The organism is Faecalicoccus pleomorphus DSM 20574, assembly GCF_000420345.1.
GTDB classification, from domain to species: Bacteria; Bacillota_I; Bacilli_A; order Erysipelotrichales; family Erysipelotrichaceae; genus Faecalicoccus; species Faecalicoccus pleomorphus.
In genome coordinates this window covers 18,085-32,306 of record NZ_ATUT01000011.1, presented here as the reverse complement: position 1 = coordinate 32,306, position 14,222 = coordinate 18,085, and the positions used below count along the sequence as shown (strand labels likewise).

The 14,222-nt window shown below is 38.0% G+C and carries 15 protein-coding genes and 1 pseudogene; 2 read left to right on the top strand and 14 right to left on the bottom strand.

Features of this window, described 5'->3' with window-relative positions:
• Window positions 1–13: 13 nt before the first annotated feature.
• Window positions 14–895, bottom strand: a complete 882-nt coding sequence (locus G413_RS11095; RefSeq protein WP_022790037.1) for a Cof-type HAD-IIB family hydrolase — start codon at window positions 893–895, stop codon at window positions 14–16.
• 167 nt (window positions 896–1,062) lie between these two features.
• On the opposite strand from G413_RS11095, the gene G413_RS0106110 reads away from it, so the two are divergent.
• Complete coding sequence (locus G413_RS0106110; protein WP_022790036.1) at window positions 1,063–1,440, top strand: SdpI family protein; 378 nt, start codon at window positions 1,063–1,065, stop codon at window positions 1,438–1,440.
• A gap of 140 nt (window positions 1,441–1,580) precedes the next feature.
• On the opposite strand, the gene purF is transcribed toward G413_RS0106110, so the two are convergent.
• Window positions 1,581–2,960: an amidophosphoribosyltransferase gene (gene purF, locus G413_RS0106105; RefSeq protein WP_027969085.1), complete on the bottom strand. Its 1,380-nt coding sequence runs from the start codon at window positions 2,958–2,960 to the stop codon at window positions 1,581–1,583.
• A 125-nt stretch (window positions 2,961–3,085) separates the two neighbouring features.
• Here purF and G413_RS11090 point away from each other — a divergent pair, with 125 nt between their 5' ends.
• Window positions 3,086–4,219, top strand: a complete 1,134-nt coding sequence (locus G413_RS11090) for a PTS sugar transporter subunit IIC (RefSeq protein ID WP_022790034.1) — start codon at window positions 3,086–3,088, stop codon at window positions 4,217–4,219.
• 79 nt (window positions 4,220–4,298) lie between these two features.
• Here G413_RS11090 and G413_RS12310 read toward each other — a convergent pair whose 3' ends face one another.
• From G413_RS12310 to tsaD, 12 genes and pseudogenes are all read right to left on the bottom strand, one after another.
• Complete coding sequence (locus tag G413_RS12310) at window positions 4,299–4,883, bottom strand: Fic family protein (RefSeq protein ID WP_276329715.1); 585 nt, start codon at window positions 4,881–4,883, stop codon at window positions 4,299–4,301.
• A gap of 12 nt (window positions 4,884–4,895) precedes the next feature.
• Complete coding sequence (locus G413_RS12305) at window positions 4,896–5,369, bottom strand: Fic family protein (RefSeq protein ID WP_211210463.1); 474 nt, start codon at window positions 5,367–5,369, stop codon at window positions 4,896–4,898.
• 122 nt (window positions 5,370–5,491) lie between these two features.
• Window positions 5,492–5,827 (bottom strand): AEC family transporter, encoded by a 336-nt coding sequence (locus tag G413_RS12300; RefSeq protein WP_276329716.1) that lies wholly within the window; start codon window positions 5,825–5,827, stop codon window positions 5,492–5,494.
• Window positions 5,801–5,938 (bottom strand): annotated as a pseudogene (locus G413_RS12480) (helix-turn-helix domain-containing protein); the annotation flags it as partial. The gene G413_RS12300 and the pseudogene G413_RS12480, both read right to left, overlap by 27 nt.
• A gap of 220 nt (window positions 5,939–6,158) precedes the next feature.
• Complete coding sequence (locus G413_RS0106085) at window positions 6,159–6,818, bottom strand: hypothetical protein (RefSeq protein WP_022790032.1); 660 nt, start codon at window positions 6,816–6,818, stop codon at window positions 6,159–6,161.
• Window positions 6,819–6,963: 145 nt separating this feature from the next.
• Window positions 6,964–7,632: a hypothetical protein gene (locus tag G413_RS0106080; RefSeq protein ID WP_022790031.1), complete on the bottom strand. Its 669-nt coding sequence runs from the start codon at window positions 7,630–7,632 to the stop codon at window positions 6,964–6,966.
• Between the two features lie 82 nt (window positions 7,633–7,714).
• Window positions 7,715–8,578 carry a patatin-like phospholipase family protein gene (locus G413_RS0106075; protein WP_022790030.1) on the bottom strand — a complete coding sequence of 288 codons (864 nt, stop codon included), beginning with the start codon at window positions 8,576–8,578 and terminating at the stop codon, window positions 7,715–7,717.
• A 62-nt stretch (window positions 8,579–8,640) separates the two neighbouring features.
• Window positions 8,641–9,870 carry a pyridoxal phosphate-dependent aminotransferase gene (locus G413_RS0106070; protein WP_022790029.1) on the bottom strand — a complete coding sequence of 410 codons (1,230 nt, stop codon included), beginning with the start codon at window positions 9,868–9,870 and terminating at the stop codon, window positions 8,641–8,643.
• 1 nt (window position 9,871) lies between these two features.
• Window positions 9,872–10,942, bottom strand: a complete 1,071-nt coding sequence (locus tag G413_RS0106065) for a chorismate mutase (protein ID WP_022790028.1) — start codon at window positions 10,940–10,942, stop codon at window positions 9,872–9,874.
• Between the two features lie 33 nt (window positions 10,943–10,975).
• On the bottom strand, window positions 10,976–12,649 hold the full coding sequence (locus tag G413_RS0106060) for a hypothetical protein (protein ID WP_022790027.1): 1,674 nt from the start codon (window positions 12,647–12,649) through the stop codon (window positions 10,976–10,978).
• A gap of 48 nt (window positions 12,650–12,697) precedes the next feature.
• Window positions 12,698–13,117: a hypothetical protein gene (locus G413_RS0106055; RefSeq protein ID WP_022790026.1), complete on the bottom strand. Its 420-nt coding sequence runs from the start codon at window positions 13,115–13,117 to the stop codon at window positions 12,698–12,700.
• A 92-nt stretch (window positions 13,118–13,209) separates the two neighbouring features.
• The gene (gene tsaD / locus G413_RS0106050; RefSeq protein ID WP_022790070.1) at window positions 13,210–14,211 is read right to left on the bottom strand and encodes a tRNA (adenosine(37)-N6)-threonylcarbamoyltransferase complex transferase subunit TsaD; all 1,002 of its coding nucleotides are present in this window, start codon (window positions 14,209–14,211) and stop codon (window positions 13,210–13,212) included.
• Window positions 14,212–14,222: the final 11 nt, after the last annotated feature.

The window sequence follows — 14,222 nt, the reverse complement described above, 5'->3', positions numbered from 1 at the left end:
CTATAGTCTTATCTTACAGCTTTGCATGGCGTAAGTCTATTTCTTTGCCCATCAAAAGCGCATCGATCGTTTTGCCGATCCCATTGTTCAAATTCGTATCACAAATCACATTGGCTACAGCTTTAACTTCCTCCATCGCATTTCCCATGGCAACACCGATTCCTACGCTTTCGATCATCTGAATATCATTCTGGGCATCTCCAAAAGCCATGATCTCATCCATGGTAAAGCCACCTCTTTTACAGATCTTTTTTAAAGCGCTGGCTTTGGATACGCCCTTTGGCATGATTTCCAGCCATTCCGGTCCAATCAAAAGCACATCATAATCTGATAAAGCCTGTTTTAGATCGTCTAAATGTTTTTCAAAGAACTGTGCAGTATGCACCATAATGACTTTATTGATATCTTGTGTCAACTCAATTTCTTTATAAGGAAGATCGATAAAGTTACGATTTGGCCCCCCTTTTTTTAATCCATAATCCATCGGTTGTCCTGATAATTTTTCGCGTTCGATTTTTTTCTGACGATTGGCTTCCGAAATATAACTATAAAAATCATAGCCACAACAAAATATGCCTTCAATATCAAACTGCTTACAGACTTGTTGGATCTTTAGTCCATCTTCCGGTGTTAATACATCATCCAAATCATATTCTTTCTTTTCAAAATCATAGATGATCTGTCCATTGACCAAAGCCAAATAATGATTTCCTTGCTCCAAGCCTAAGGGTTCATAGACAAATGAAGTTCCGTTTTTATCTCTTCCACTGGCAATGACGATATGGATTCCCTGCTCCATTGCTCTTTGAATGGATTTCTTAGTACGTGGATCAATTTCTTTTTGATCAGTCAATAATGTTCCATCTAAATCAAAAGCTAAACACTTGATTGTCATAGTTGTATCCTTTCCAAATCTTAATTTTCGTTTCTATTATATCATTTTCTATTCGAAAACCTTTTTTGTTTCTTTCCATTTTACAATCATTTTAATGCCATTTTAACTTTACCAGACTATGAATCGGTACTACTATACTCCTAAGAAAACTACGGAGATATTTTAAAATGGGATATTGGATTTTTATGTTCGTTATGGATCTGTTACTTCCCGTTACCATGATTGGTTTGGGAAGATATTTTTCCAAGCATGCACCAAAAGAAATCAATCCTCTATTTGGCTATCGTACAGAAATGTCAATGAAAAATGAACAGACATGGCAATTTGCCAATCATTATTTTGGTAAAACATCTTATCGTTTCGGCTGGATTCAATTACTCATCACAATACTTTTTATGTTGCCGGCCATCGGTAAAGACACAACGTTTATCAGTATTGCCGGTCTGATCTTAATCGGTGTTCAACTGATACCTTTATTCATTTCCATAGCAATCACAGAACATGCCCTGCATAAGAATTTCGATTCTAATGGGATGCCCATATAATATTCCACAGATACTGAAAGTTTTTTCGATTTGCTTGATTCGCTTAAATAGATCCACTATCATAAATAGATGAAAAAAGAGCTATGCCAAATGAAGTGAAAATTCCATTTGCATTAGCTCTTTTTTAGTTTATTCCTCGATTATTTTTCCAGCACCTTCTGATACGAATATAGCGGTGTGCAATAGTCCCCGTTAAAGCATGCGACACATAAACCAATTTCTTTTGCCACTTGTTTAAGTTCTTCCACTTCCATATATTGTAAAGAATCAGCTTCAATGTATTTTTCAATCTCATCCTTATTCATATGAGCCCCGATCAATTCTTCTTTTGTTGAAGTATCCACTCCATAAAAACAAGGATGTGTAATGACCGGAGAAGCAATACGCACATGAACAGCCTTGGCACCGGCCTCCTTTAACAGACGAACAATACGGCGAGATGTAGTCCCTCGTACAATGGAATCATCGATCATGACAACACTTTTTCCTTTGACAACACTGGTCACAGGGCTTAGCTTCATACGAACTCCACGATCACGCATGGCTTGTGTTGGCTGAATGAAAGTACGACCTACATAACGGTTTTTATATAATCCTGTTTCCAAAGGTATTCCGGAAGCCTCCGCATATCCAATGGCAGCGCTTAACGAAGAATCTGGAACGCCTATGACAATGTCCGCCTCTAAGCCTACATCCTTTTTAGCCAGAACGGCTCCTGTTTTTTTGCGAAAGGCATGCACGTTGATTCCTTCTACAACACTATCCGGTCTTGCGAAATAAATATATTCCATAGCACACATATGATGTGTAATATCTTGTGTATATTGATACTTCTTGACTAGCCCTTTTTTGAACTCCACCACTTCTCCCGGCTTTAAATCAGTTGAATCATAGATTCCCATAACTTCAAAAGCACACGTTTCCGAACTGATCACATAACCATCTTTAAACGCTGCATAGCTTAAAGGACGAAGTCCATGTCGATCTCGTACCGCATAGATGGAATCTTCATCCAGCACAAGAAAAGAGAATGCTCCTTCTAATCGTCTTGCGGTCTTGATGACCTTTTCCAATAGTGTTCCTTTTTCTTTCTGAATCAGATGTAACAGCACTTCACTGTCACTGGTTCCCTGAAAAATGGCACCTTGATTTTCCAGTTCCAATCGCAATTCTTTTTCATTGACGATCTGCCCATTGTGTGCCACAGCCAAAGAACCTAAATGGCCTTTAGACACAATCGGCTGAATATTTTCATTTTCCTGTCCTCCAGCTGTCGAATAGCGCACATGTCCAATAGCCAGATCCCCTTCCAACTGATTTAATTTATCTTTTCTAAAAACATCGACTGTTAAACCTTTTCCCTTTTGCACATGGATCTCTTTTCCATCACATACAGCCATACCGCTGGCTTCTTGTCCACGATGTTGAAGAGAGTGTAATCCATAATATGTTATACTCGAGGCATTTTCGATTCGATACGCACCAAATACACCACATTCCTCATGAAGTTCATCAAACATAACGTTCTCCTTTTTTTGCCCGTCCATTATAGCATGTTCTTGTAGGATGGTATGATGTTTTCCTGATTTTCCCCCTTTCCAATTTTGTGTTTCTTATTATACTAAAAGTGAGGAGAGATGATTCTATGCTTGAAAAATGTAAACACAGCCTTTCTGTTTTTCTGGATGTTTTAGCATCCTGCCTGATGCCTTTAATTCCGATGCTGATTGCCGCCTCAATGTTTAAGACCTTGGCAGCTATTTTAGGGCCGGATATGTTACACTGGATCGATGCTTCGAGTTCTTTGTATGTCCTCTTTACCTTTGTCGGGGATGCCGGTTTTTACTTTTTCCCGATCATGATTGGTTATACAGCAGCCAAACGCTTTAACTGTAATGTCATCTTAGGAATGTTTATAGGTGCCATCATGTTGCATCCAACATTTGTGCAAATGGCTGAAACTGGCAGTGCCTTTGATGTGTATGGTATTCCCTGCCATGTACAAAACTATTCCTCTACAATCATCCCGATTCTGTTATCGGTCTTTGTATTTTCATATATTGAACGCTTTTTCAATAAACATATACCACAGACATTATCTGCCATTTTCGCCCCCACCTTATCCATTGCCATAATTCTTCCTATTGCCCTTTGTATTTTAGGCCCGATTGGTTCCATTTTAGGTGAATACATCAGCAATGCCCTGATTTCATTAGGTAATATGGGCGGTCTTGCCACAATTCTTTCCATGGCATTGATTGCGGCCCTTTGGGAATATATTGTTATGGCTGGGATGCATTGGCTATTTATTACAACAATATTTATGATTCTTGCACAGGACGGCGTAGAATCGGTCGTTGCCCCTTCTGTTTTACTGGCCGCCTTCACCGTGGGTGGAATGTGTCTGGGTGCCATGCTTCGAATTAAAGACAAAGAACAACGAGCCTTGGCATTTTCTTATATTATCGCCCAGATGATCGGCGGTGTGACTGAACCTGGTTTGTATGGAATTGGGGTACGATACAAAAGACCGTTTATCGGCATGATGGCTGGTGGAATTGCCGCCGGTTTATTCGCATCCATTGTCGGATTACAAGTTTATAATTTCTTACCCGTTGCCAGTTTCTTAGGCTTACTGAGTTTTATCGGTGGTAGCACCATGAACTTAGTGTATGCCATTATAGGAGCTGTCATTGCCTTTGTGGTTTCCACAATTGTAACCTATATATTAGGCGTCGATGAATCCAAAAATGAGAATAAAGAAGTAATTAAACAATGATTTTGTATCATCCATGAAACAAATTGACCTAATTTTTATAAAAAAAGTATCATAAATTGCGATTTATGATACTTTTTTCTTACTTTCCTACAAATAAGTCATAAATTTTCTTATATTTATATCCTTTTTTCATTACGGAATCATCTTTCGTAATAACTTCTAATTCTTCCAACCGGTTGATGATCCGTGATACGGTAGCTTTTGATACACCGGTCAAATCTTCAATTTCTTTTTTTGTGAAAACAATTTGAGACATGATGATCGGCATAATTTTATAAACCATACCACTATGAACTTGTTCTATGGTCTTCATATCTTCCTCATAAATCGTTTTAATCTTATGTAGTCTCAATATAAAAGCATTGCATTGATCAATGGTACATTGTGAGAAAAATTTTAAATATCCCCTGTAGTTTCCTTGTCTGTACTCCATCAAATATCTTTGATACGAAGGTTTGTAAACCTCTAAGATTTCAGACATAAAAAGAATTGGTTTTTGTTTCTCCAACATCGCCATTTGTACCGGTATCAAAGCACGACCTAATCTTCCGTTTCCATCGCTATAGGGATGTATTGTCTCAAATTGTGCATGTGCTAACGCAATATTGACTAATAAAGGATCAATAAACGCATCATTCATATACTCATATAAATTCTGTAACAGCGTATAAATTTCTTATGGCACCGGAGGAACGAAAATAGCACCTTCGATTCCTACACCTCTAGGCGCAATCCAGTTCTGGGTAGAGCGAATCTGACCTGGCTGTCGATCATTTCCACGCACACTATCCAATAAGATTTTATGCATTTGATTTACTAAATACATATCGATCTTTTTGCCTTGTATAACTTGTTGATAAGCAAACTCAATCGTTCGTTTCAAATTTTGAATTTCCCGGCTATCATCCGTTGGCTTTAAATATTTCAAATAATACATTTCATCCTGTGAAATCTGCGTTCCTTCAATTTGTGTGGATTTATAACTTTCATTCAACAAAGCAGAATCTAGGAAAAAAGAAGAATCGAAATTCAAATTATCAAACAAAGACTTATATTCTCCGTATCTTTGACTGGCTTCACTTAAAAGATTTAATAATTCTTTATCAACTTTATATTCAACAGGTAGAATTTTTGCCTGAAAAGGTTCCAAAACAATCACCTCAATTCATATATGAAATAATTATACGTGATTTTTTAAAAAAGTATCATAAATTGCAATTTTTGATACTTTTTTATTTCTTATATATGAATTTTAAATCATTTTGATACAATTTACCACAATAAACGTGTGATACTCAACACCAATGGAATACTAACGAGAGATAATAAAGTAGAAAGACTGACAATGCGCGCACCATATTCAAAGTCTCCCGCATACATTTGCGAAAACATCGCAAGCATGACACCAACGGGTGTGCTGTTTGCAATTAATAAAGTCATTCGAATATCATAAAAATGTATAAGTAATAACATCATAAAAATAGCTGTGCATAAAGGAACGATAATTAGTCTGAAAAAACTGACTTTATACCCTTCCAGAGATGTAAAGATATGTACACTTTTACTATTGGCCAAATAAAGACGTACATCCAACTTATCACCCTGCACTTTCAGTCCATAACCCGGGTGACTGATTAATTCCAAATTGTATTGACTTAGTTTATTACGGACTTCTTTCAAACATCGAGAAAGGGTAGATTGGTCGATATAAAGACGATCACATAGTGTTTCAAACTATGTCATGGCGATCACCTCATTTTAACCGCTAAAATCAGGCCATCTATGTTAACGAGGTTTAACGCTCCCCGGTTTAGCGACCAGGATTACCTGTGTTGATCTGTCTGGATTTATTTTAAATCTTTCCTTTATGCAAACCATGAATTTAAAATTCAACACTTAAAAAGCCTATTGAAGTTATGATTAATAGACTTTTACAATTTTATGACTGTGCTTCTTCAGAGATCTCTGCCGCTTTAATTTTCCATTCATTTTCATCCTGAACTAAATCAAAACGCATCTGGTATTTCTTTTGTTCTGCACCGGTAAACAAAGTTTCCATTCTATCAAACATATAGCCGCCGATATCCTGCATCATTGCCTCCATCATGGCATCTTCTCCTTGATCATTGTAAATCTGCATCAATCGATTCAAATTTTCATTGGCATAATTCTGCGTATAAGTTGTTAATTCACTCTCCATAGCCGTAAAATCAATATTTTCATAATCTTTTCCATCGATATCAACTAATACTGAAATCGTATCTTCTTCCATTTTTGTATCATTGATCTCGTAAGATGTAATCGCCGCTTTTACCGCATTTGTCGCAAAATCATTGGCTTCCTGTTCAAATGTATCACCCATATCCAAACTATCTAACAGACTTTCCATATACGAATCCATATTATCAATACCTAAAGGATCAATATAGGAATCTGTTGTGTATTCTTCTGCTTCATCTAAATTTCCATTTTGAATCGCATCCAAATACCCACTGACAACATCGGTAGCTGCTTGTATTTGTGCTTCATTATTATTTCCACAACCAGCTACGCCTATGGCAAATGCCATTGCCACAAACAAAGATACTAATTTTTTCATAATCTTTCTCCTTTATTTATCTCAATTATATCAAAATATAGCGTATTTGTAAGCGTATTCAACGAATAAAATGTTCGGATTCTGTAAAATATACACTTGATTTATACACTACTCTTTAAAAACAAAAAAATAGGCTTGAAACCTCTTAATTCATAATTTCTGATTTTGTGATCAGCCATTCATCGTTCTGTTTTTCAACACGTAATCGTACCTTATACGTGATATCCGGTAAGTCTTCTTTGACATGTTTTTCCAATAATTCAAACAAAGGTTTACTCAGTTCATCTAAAATGACTTTATAAGCCTCCTGCTCGCCTTTTTCTTCATACAATGCCGTTAAACGATCTTGATTTTCTACAAGATAAGACTCCATATATGTATTCGCATCTTCATCTAAGTCCGCAGGATCAAAAGAAGCCAGATCTTTTCCTTCAAAATTAACCTGAACATCCACGACTCCCTCTTTTTGCCATTTGGCCTTTTCTATGTCATACGTATTCACGATTTGGTTCATCACTACATCCATAAACTGATGAAAACTTTTTTTAAATTCCTCACCCGTGTTCATAGAAGCGTTCATTCCTAACATCAAACCTGACAAAGCCGGTTCTATCTCTTCCAGTCGCAACGGATCCTTATAGTCTGATGAAACATAATCGGATGCTTTGTCAAATTTTGCAGACTTCAAATCTTCAAAATAATCGGCCACAACTTCCTTTGCTTCCTGCATCTGCACTTTTTCAGAGCTTCCACAGCCAAATAACAGAATACCAAAAGCACATACCAATACCGCAGATATTATTTTTTTGATCATAATATGTTTTTGATCGTATCCAATTTAAAAGATCGATACGTACCCTTTCTAACATCATTGTACTAAATGACTCATAAATAAATCAAGTCACGATATGAAAGGTTTTACGCTGCATAAATTCCATCAATTTTTGGATCTGCTTTTGTCCCTGTTGATATAAATCTTCCAGACAGTTTTCATCCATTGTCAGTGTTTTCATATTTCCAATCGTATCCGGTGCCAAAATACAAACCTTATTTTCTTTTTCCATCTCTTGTATGCGTTCCAAGCTCTCATTATAAACATAGGCTCTTTGGCTTAAACTGTTTCCGGAATTTCGATAAGTTTTCCTTAAAATTTTAGAGGTCAAATTATCTTTTTTCGGATTTCTTTTTTCTTCTTTTGGTCTTGTCAGGATCACAACAACTTTATCGCATCCTTTTTGTAAGGCTCTTCCAACAGGTATCGGATCGGATATTCCACCATCAAAGTACAAGGCATCATAAATCGGATATGGCTGGCACACAATAGGCATGCAGCTGCTTGCCTTTAGGATGTCATACTGATCCAAAGGCATATCTTCTTTTGAAAAATAGACTGGTTTGCCTGTGCTGGCATCCGTACAAACGACTTCAAATTCAGTAGGATCCTTGGCAAATGTTTCATAATCCATTGGATCTTCACCATTACTGTTAGCTAAAGTACCATAAATATAATCCAGATCTAAATAGTTTTTCTTATGAATCCAGTTGGACAAAGACATATATTCTTTGCGTTTGGCATACTGGGTATAAAAGCGCTTGTTTCTTCCTTTTTGACAGGACAAAAAACTGGCAAGATTGGCACTGCCGGCCGATACACCGATCGCATAATCAAATTGAATTTGTTTTTCTAAGCAGGCATCCAGTACACCGGTACCGAAAATATCGCGCATACCACCGCCTACATCAATAATTCCCCATTTCATATTTTCTATTATAAACAAAAAAACAGATAGACACATTTATTTTTTTGTCTATCTGCATTCTTTTATTGAATTGTATCTAAAATATCTTTCATTTTCTTGGCCAATCCCTTGATTTTATCAAGAGATAAAGAACATACCGCAACGCGAATTCCTTTGTTGACCTTTACCGTATAGATATGATTTTTCATCAAAGCTTCATGATAGGCATCTCTTGTCGTATTGTCCATTGAAAGTGTCACAAAGAAACCTTCTTTATATGGATAATGTTTCAAGCCGACTTCATTGGCTTCTTTGACAAAAAGCTCACTGCGCTTTTTTAATAAGGCAACATACTGTAAACGCTCCTGGTCATATTCTTTTAAATGATGATCTATCACATCGACAAAGGCAGCCATAGCACCGTTGTTGATGTTTGACCATGTAGCTCTGGCATCTTTTTCAAAGACAATTTTTAATTCCTGTACGATATCTTCCGTTTGTGCCATAACGATGGCAGCACCACAGCGAAGACCGTAGCTTGTCATAGATTTGCTTAAACTAAAAGCTACGATCACTGCCATATTTTCAGAAATATCATCAAAGACAGAGAAATATTCTTTAGCCAATTTTTGTCCATAGGCAAAATCAATATACGCAATGTCATTCAACAAAACAACTTTATGCGTTTTAGAGCATTCATTCAAGAACGCAATCACATCTTTCCATTCCTGTGAAGATAGTGAATATCCGGTAGGATTATGGCATGGATCATTGATGACGATCACCAGCTTATCCTGTTCTTTCATAACTTGTTCACAAGTTTCTTTAAAAGAAGTCAGATTAAAGTGATCTTCTTCAAACAACGCATATGTTTTAACAGATAGGTTATTCATCTGTGCCATTAAGTTATAGCTTCCCCATGCGATTTCCGGCAGGATGACAGTTTGTCCGACATCCAGACATTCCTGAATGGTCATTGCCACAGCTCCGGTACCACCCGGTGTCGCAATCACTTCATGATGTAAGTGGCTATTTCCGTTTAACACCCACTTATAAACACGATCTTTAAAATCATCATTTCCGGTAAAGCTTGCCGCATACGCAGCCAATACTTTGTTGTCCAGACTTTTCAACGAAGAAAATACACTGTCTAAGGCAACCAGACTTCCTTGTTCGTTATACAAAGAACCAATTGTCGCATCCACAACATTTTCTTCTCCGATCTTTTCTTTATCTTCTTTTGCCTTTTTCACGATAGAGAATACAGTATCGACAATCGGTTGGCGATTTACATTTTCTTTGACAAAGCTCATCTTATTTCCCTCCTAACGCATAAGTTCCTAAAACCTTTAAACTCTCGCAATTTTTTTCTATATCCTTTAAACATGCCTGGGCATTGTTTAAATCTCCATCCATCTCAATAAAGAAGAAATATTCAAATGGTTTCCCTTTGATCGGCCTCGATTGAATACTTTCCATGTTGATGTGATAGCGGGCAATGATCTCAATGATTCTTGCTAAAGAACCACTCTGGTGTTTAACGCTTAAAATCACGCTAAAACGATTACCCTTGTTCATAGGCTCTAAACCAATGACCAGAAAACGAGTTGTGTTTTCGGTATGTGCCTCAATTTGTGAAGCCAGTACCTTTAAGCCGTACAACTGTGCATTTTCTTTGGCGCCGATAGCGGCTTTGGTCTTATCCTGTTCACTGGCAACGTATTGGGCAGCCATGGCTGTGTTGGGATAACTGACTGTCTGCACGCCTAATTCCTTTAAGAAATCCTTGGCTTGCCATAATGCCTGATCTTTGGAATAAACCCATTCGATATCTTTTAATGTCGCATCCATTGTTCCTAAAAGACATTGTTCTACCTTTAGATCATAGATTCCCTGAATATAGACCGGATACTCCAATAAAGCATCTAACACTTCTCCTACCGAGCCGGAATTCGTATTCTCAAAAGGAATGACACCATACTGCGCCTTCTTTTCCACAACGCTTTTGAAGACTTCATCAAAGTTTTTAAGATTCAGCTTCCGATTTTCCGGATATAAACGCTGTGCCATGATTTGAGAAAAAGCTCCCTGTACACCGGCATAGGCAACAACATCTTCACTTAAAAGTGTTTTTTGATAGTCTTTTGAATTCTCCATCACATAATGTAGAAACTCTTTATAAAAGAGCTTGTAATCCGGATTTTGAATATGCTCCAGATTTCTTTCTATGACTTCCTGTTCTCTGGATGCATCGAAGACCGGAAGTCCATTTTCTTTTTTATAGGCCAGCACTTCCTGAACCGCATTCATTCGCTTTTCATACAAGGCTGCCATTTCCTGATCGATCTGATTGATCGTTTTTCTTGCGTTTTCTAACTTATTCATAGTGATATTTTAGCACAAAACCATACAATTGACTTATTTGGTTTCAATCGATTGAATCAGATTGACATCTTCCTGCGGACTGTATGTGATCGTTACGACATTCTGTGCCTTTAAAAAGGCGGCTACATCCTCATTTTGATCCGTGATCGTAAACTTATAACGATTATGTTCAGTATCTGTCAAAAAACACTTTGTCGTATCTTCAATAGCTAAGATCTGTACACTTTCGATTGTGATGTCTTTTGTTTCCAATTCATCCTTGTCAATTGCTTGTGTCCCTTCCAAGGCCAGGAACTTCTTTTTTAGATTCTCAAATCCCTCATCGGATGCGATCGTTGCGACTTTTTGATAATCGCTGGCATCTACCATCGCATACATTTTGATCAAGCCGCTGTCATCTTTTAAAGCCATCATATAGACCGGTGAACCATTGACATTGACCAAAAGCGGGAAGGTAGATGTATAGCCATAGTTTTTTACTTCGCCTTCTGCCGAAGCCATGGCGCTGGTTTCATTGGCACCCGGTGATGAGATCTTCATGGCTTGATGCGTTCTTAAATTGACTAACACAAAGCCTAGATTACTGGAATCTTTATTAGCCGATGTGATACCGGAATAAATATAAATATCCCCATCCTGTGCCAGATAGTTGTAGCCTTCGCTGGTATAAGTGACATTTTTTTGACCGATAACAGAGTTAATGAAACCATCTTGCAGGGAGCCATTTTGATTCACCTGTTCTGTGACCAAGCTTTCCGGATAAATGCGATCGACCCAGGTTGGCGCATCGAGCACATCATCGTATTTTGTCGATTCTCCTGTGATCGGATCAAATAAAACAACACCGGAAACCGTTTTTCTAGTTTCAAAAGCGGCATAATCATACGTTGTGCAAATATACCATGGGTGTCCTTCTTCATCGATTTCAAAAGAGGGTTCCCCAAAAATCGTAGTTGGATACTGCATTTGCAGCTTACGATATAGATCATGATTAAAATAACCGGAAGGAACATACTTCATTCCATCCAATCCCAAATCTTCCAGTTTCACCAGCTCAGCTTCTCCGGTAACAGAATTGACCAGAATATAGGCAGGAATACCTTCTTCTTGATTTCCCAGATACTTAAAGAAACCAGCATATTCAAGCGGTGTCACGCGATAGACGCTGTCTTTATAAGAAATCTGTGTATATTCTTCACTGACTTCAAACTGAGAAACAAGCTCCGGCATCTCACCCATTACACGGTCGCCTAAAACGATCGTTGAATCGCGATCGATGATCGGTGTCTTAGTAAAATCCACTTCTTTTACTTTATCAAAATCAACATTTTCAATCTGAATACGATCGGCAAAATAAGAAGCCATAAATACCGGATTGCATACGGCTAAAGAGCCAAGTACCCAAATAACAGATAGTCCTAAAATGATCTTTAAAGCCGTCATTTTAAAAGACGATTTCCCATACGAAATCAATGATTTCTGAAAGAACAAAGATACAATGCCAACCAATACAATTACATAGATCACATAGGCAAAGCCAGTAACCGTCTTATAGCTAATGACCGGATGGAACACATAATAACCGATAGCTCCGGCGACAAGCCAGAAAATCAATAAGATGATCTTTTGTTTTGTGGATAAATCTTTGGTGAAGGAAGGTCCTTCATATTTCCAGTTAAAGTTGGTCTTAAAATGCTTATTCTTCATAACAATCTCCCTAAATCATATATATTGGATCGCATCTTTTTTCTTCTTTTATCGATAGCGTAACAGATCTTCACGAATCTGTCGTACTTGAATGATCGCGTTTTCTACTTGCGCTTTCGCATCTTGGATCTTACTTTGTACCAGCCAATCCGCGATAAGTCCATCAAAGAAATAGTCGGCAAAGGTCAAAAAATCTCCAATCTCCAAACTTAAATGAAGGCGTTGATCGACATCCGCCAATTCTTTACGAAAACTCTGCAGCGCTCTTTTGGCCCTTTCCATTTCATAACGGGCATCGTCCATTTTCGAATGCTTAAAAAAGGTCGTTAGCGCACCTCCGCCAAGCATATCAAACAATCCCCAGTTTTTGGCACTTTGAAGATAGGCATCGGCTTGTCTTAAACATGCCAAAGCATGATTGGCCGCCTGAATCGCTTCTTGTATTTCCTTATTTAATTGATCTTCCATATTCATCACCTATATAACATTCTATCAAAAAGAATTCAAATCACACAACCTTATAAAAAAGCCTTACCACATAGGGTAAGGACAATATAAAACTATTGAATAGGCCAGCTGGCATCTCCGGTCAAAGTTTCATCGCCTCTTCGTCCGGATACATAAGCAATCGTTCCGGCCACTCCGATCATTCCGGCATTATCTGTACAACAATACATCGGTGGCACGGTAAAGGTAATATTTGGATATTCCGTTTTTAATTCTTCGATCTTCTCACGAAGTCTGGAATTGGCACTGACACCACCACCTACGACAAAGTGACGAATTTCGGGATGATCATCCAAAGCCGCATGAATCCTGGAAAAGATTTCATCCAATGCACATTCCTGGAAAGAACAAGCCAAATCATTCAAATCATAAGTCTTTCCCTGTCTTTCCATACGTTTGGTAAATTGAAGAACACTGCTCTTTAAACCAGAAAAGCTGAAATCGTAGCGCCCCTGTGTTTTCGGCTTTGCCAACTCATAAACCGGTTTTCCTTCTTTGGCCATTTTATCGATCTTGGGACCGCCGGGATAGCCTAAGCCTAATACACGGGCCACTTTATCATACGCTTCGCCAATCGCATCATCCTGTGTTTCTCCCAAGATTTCAAAGCTGGTTTCATCTTTCATATAGACCAATTCCGTATTCCCACCGGATACGACAAGAGCCAATAAGGGATATTTCATATCCACTACCAACTCATTGGCATAGATATGAGCGGCCAAATGATGTACCGGTATAAGTGGCTTGTGATAGGCGAAAGCCAGCGTCTTGGCAGCCTGCACACCGACATGAAGACAACCAATCAGACCCGGTCCTTTGGTCACCGCAACGGCATCCACATCCTCCATCGTACATCCGGCTTCCTTTAAAGCGGCTTCAATACAATAGGAAATATTTTCAATATGGATACGACTGGCAACTTCCGGAACGACACCACCAAATTCTTTATGTACATCGATCTGACTGGCCACGATCGATGAAAGTACTTCTTTTTTATCTTTGACAAGAGCCACTGCCGTTTCATCACAGCTACTCTCAATTCCTAAAATGATCATAGAAACTCCTT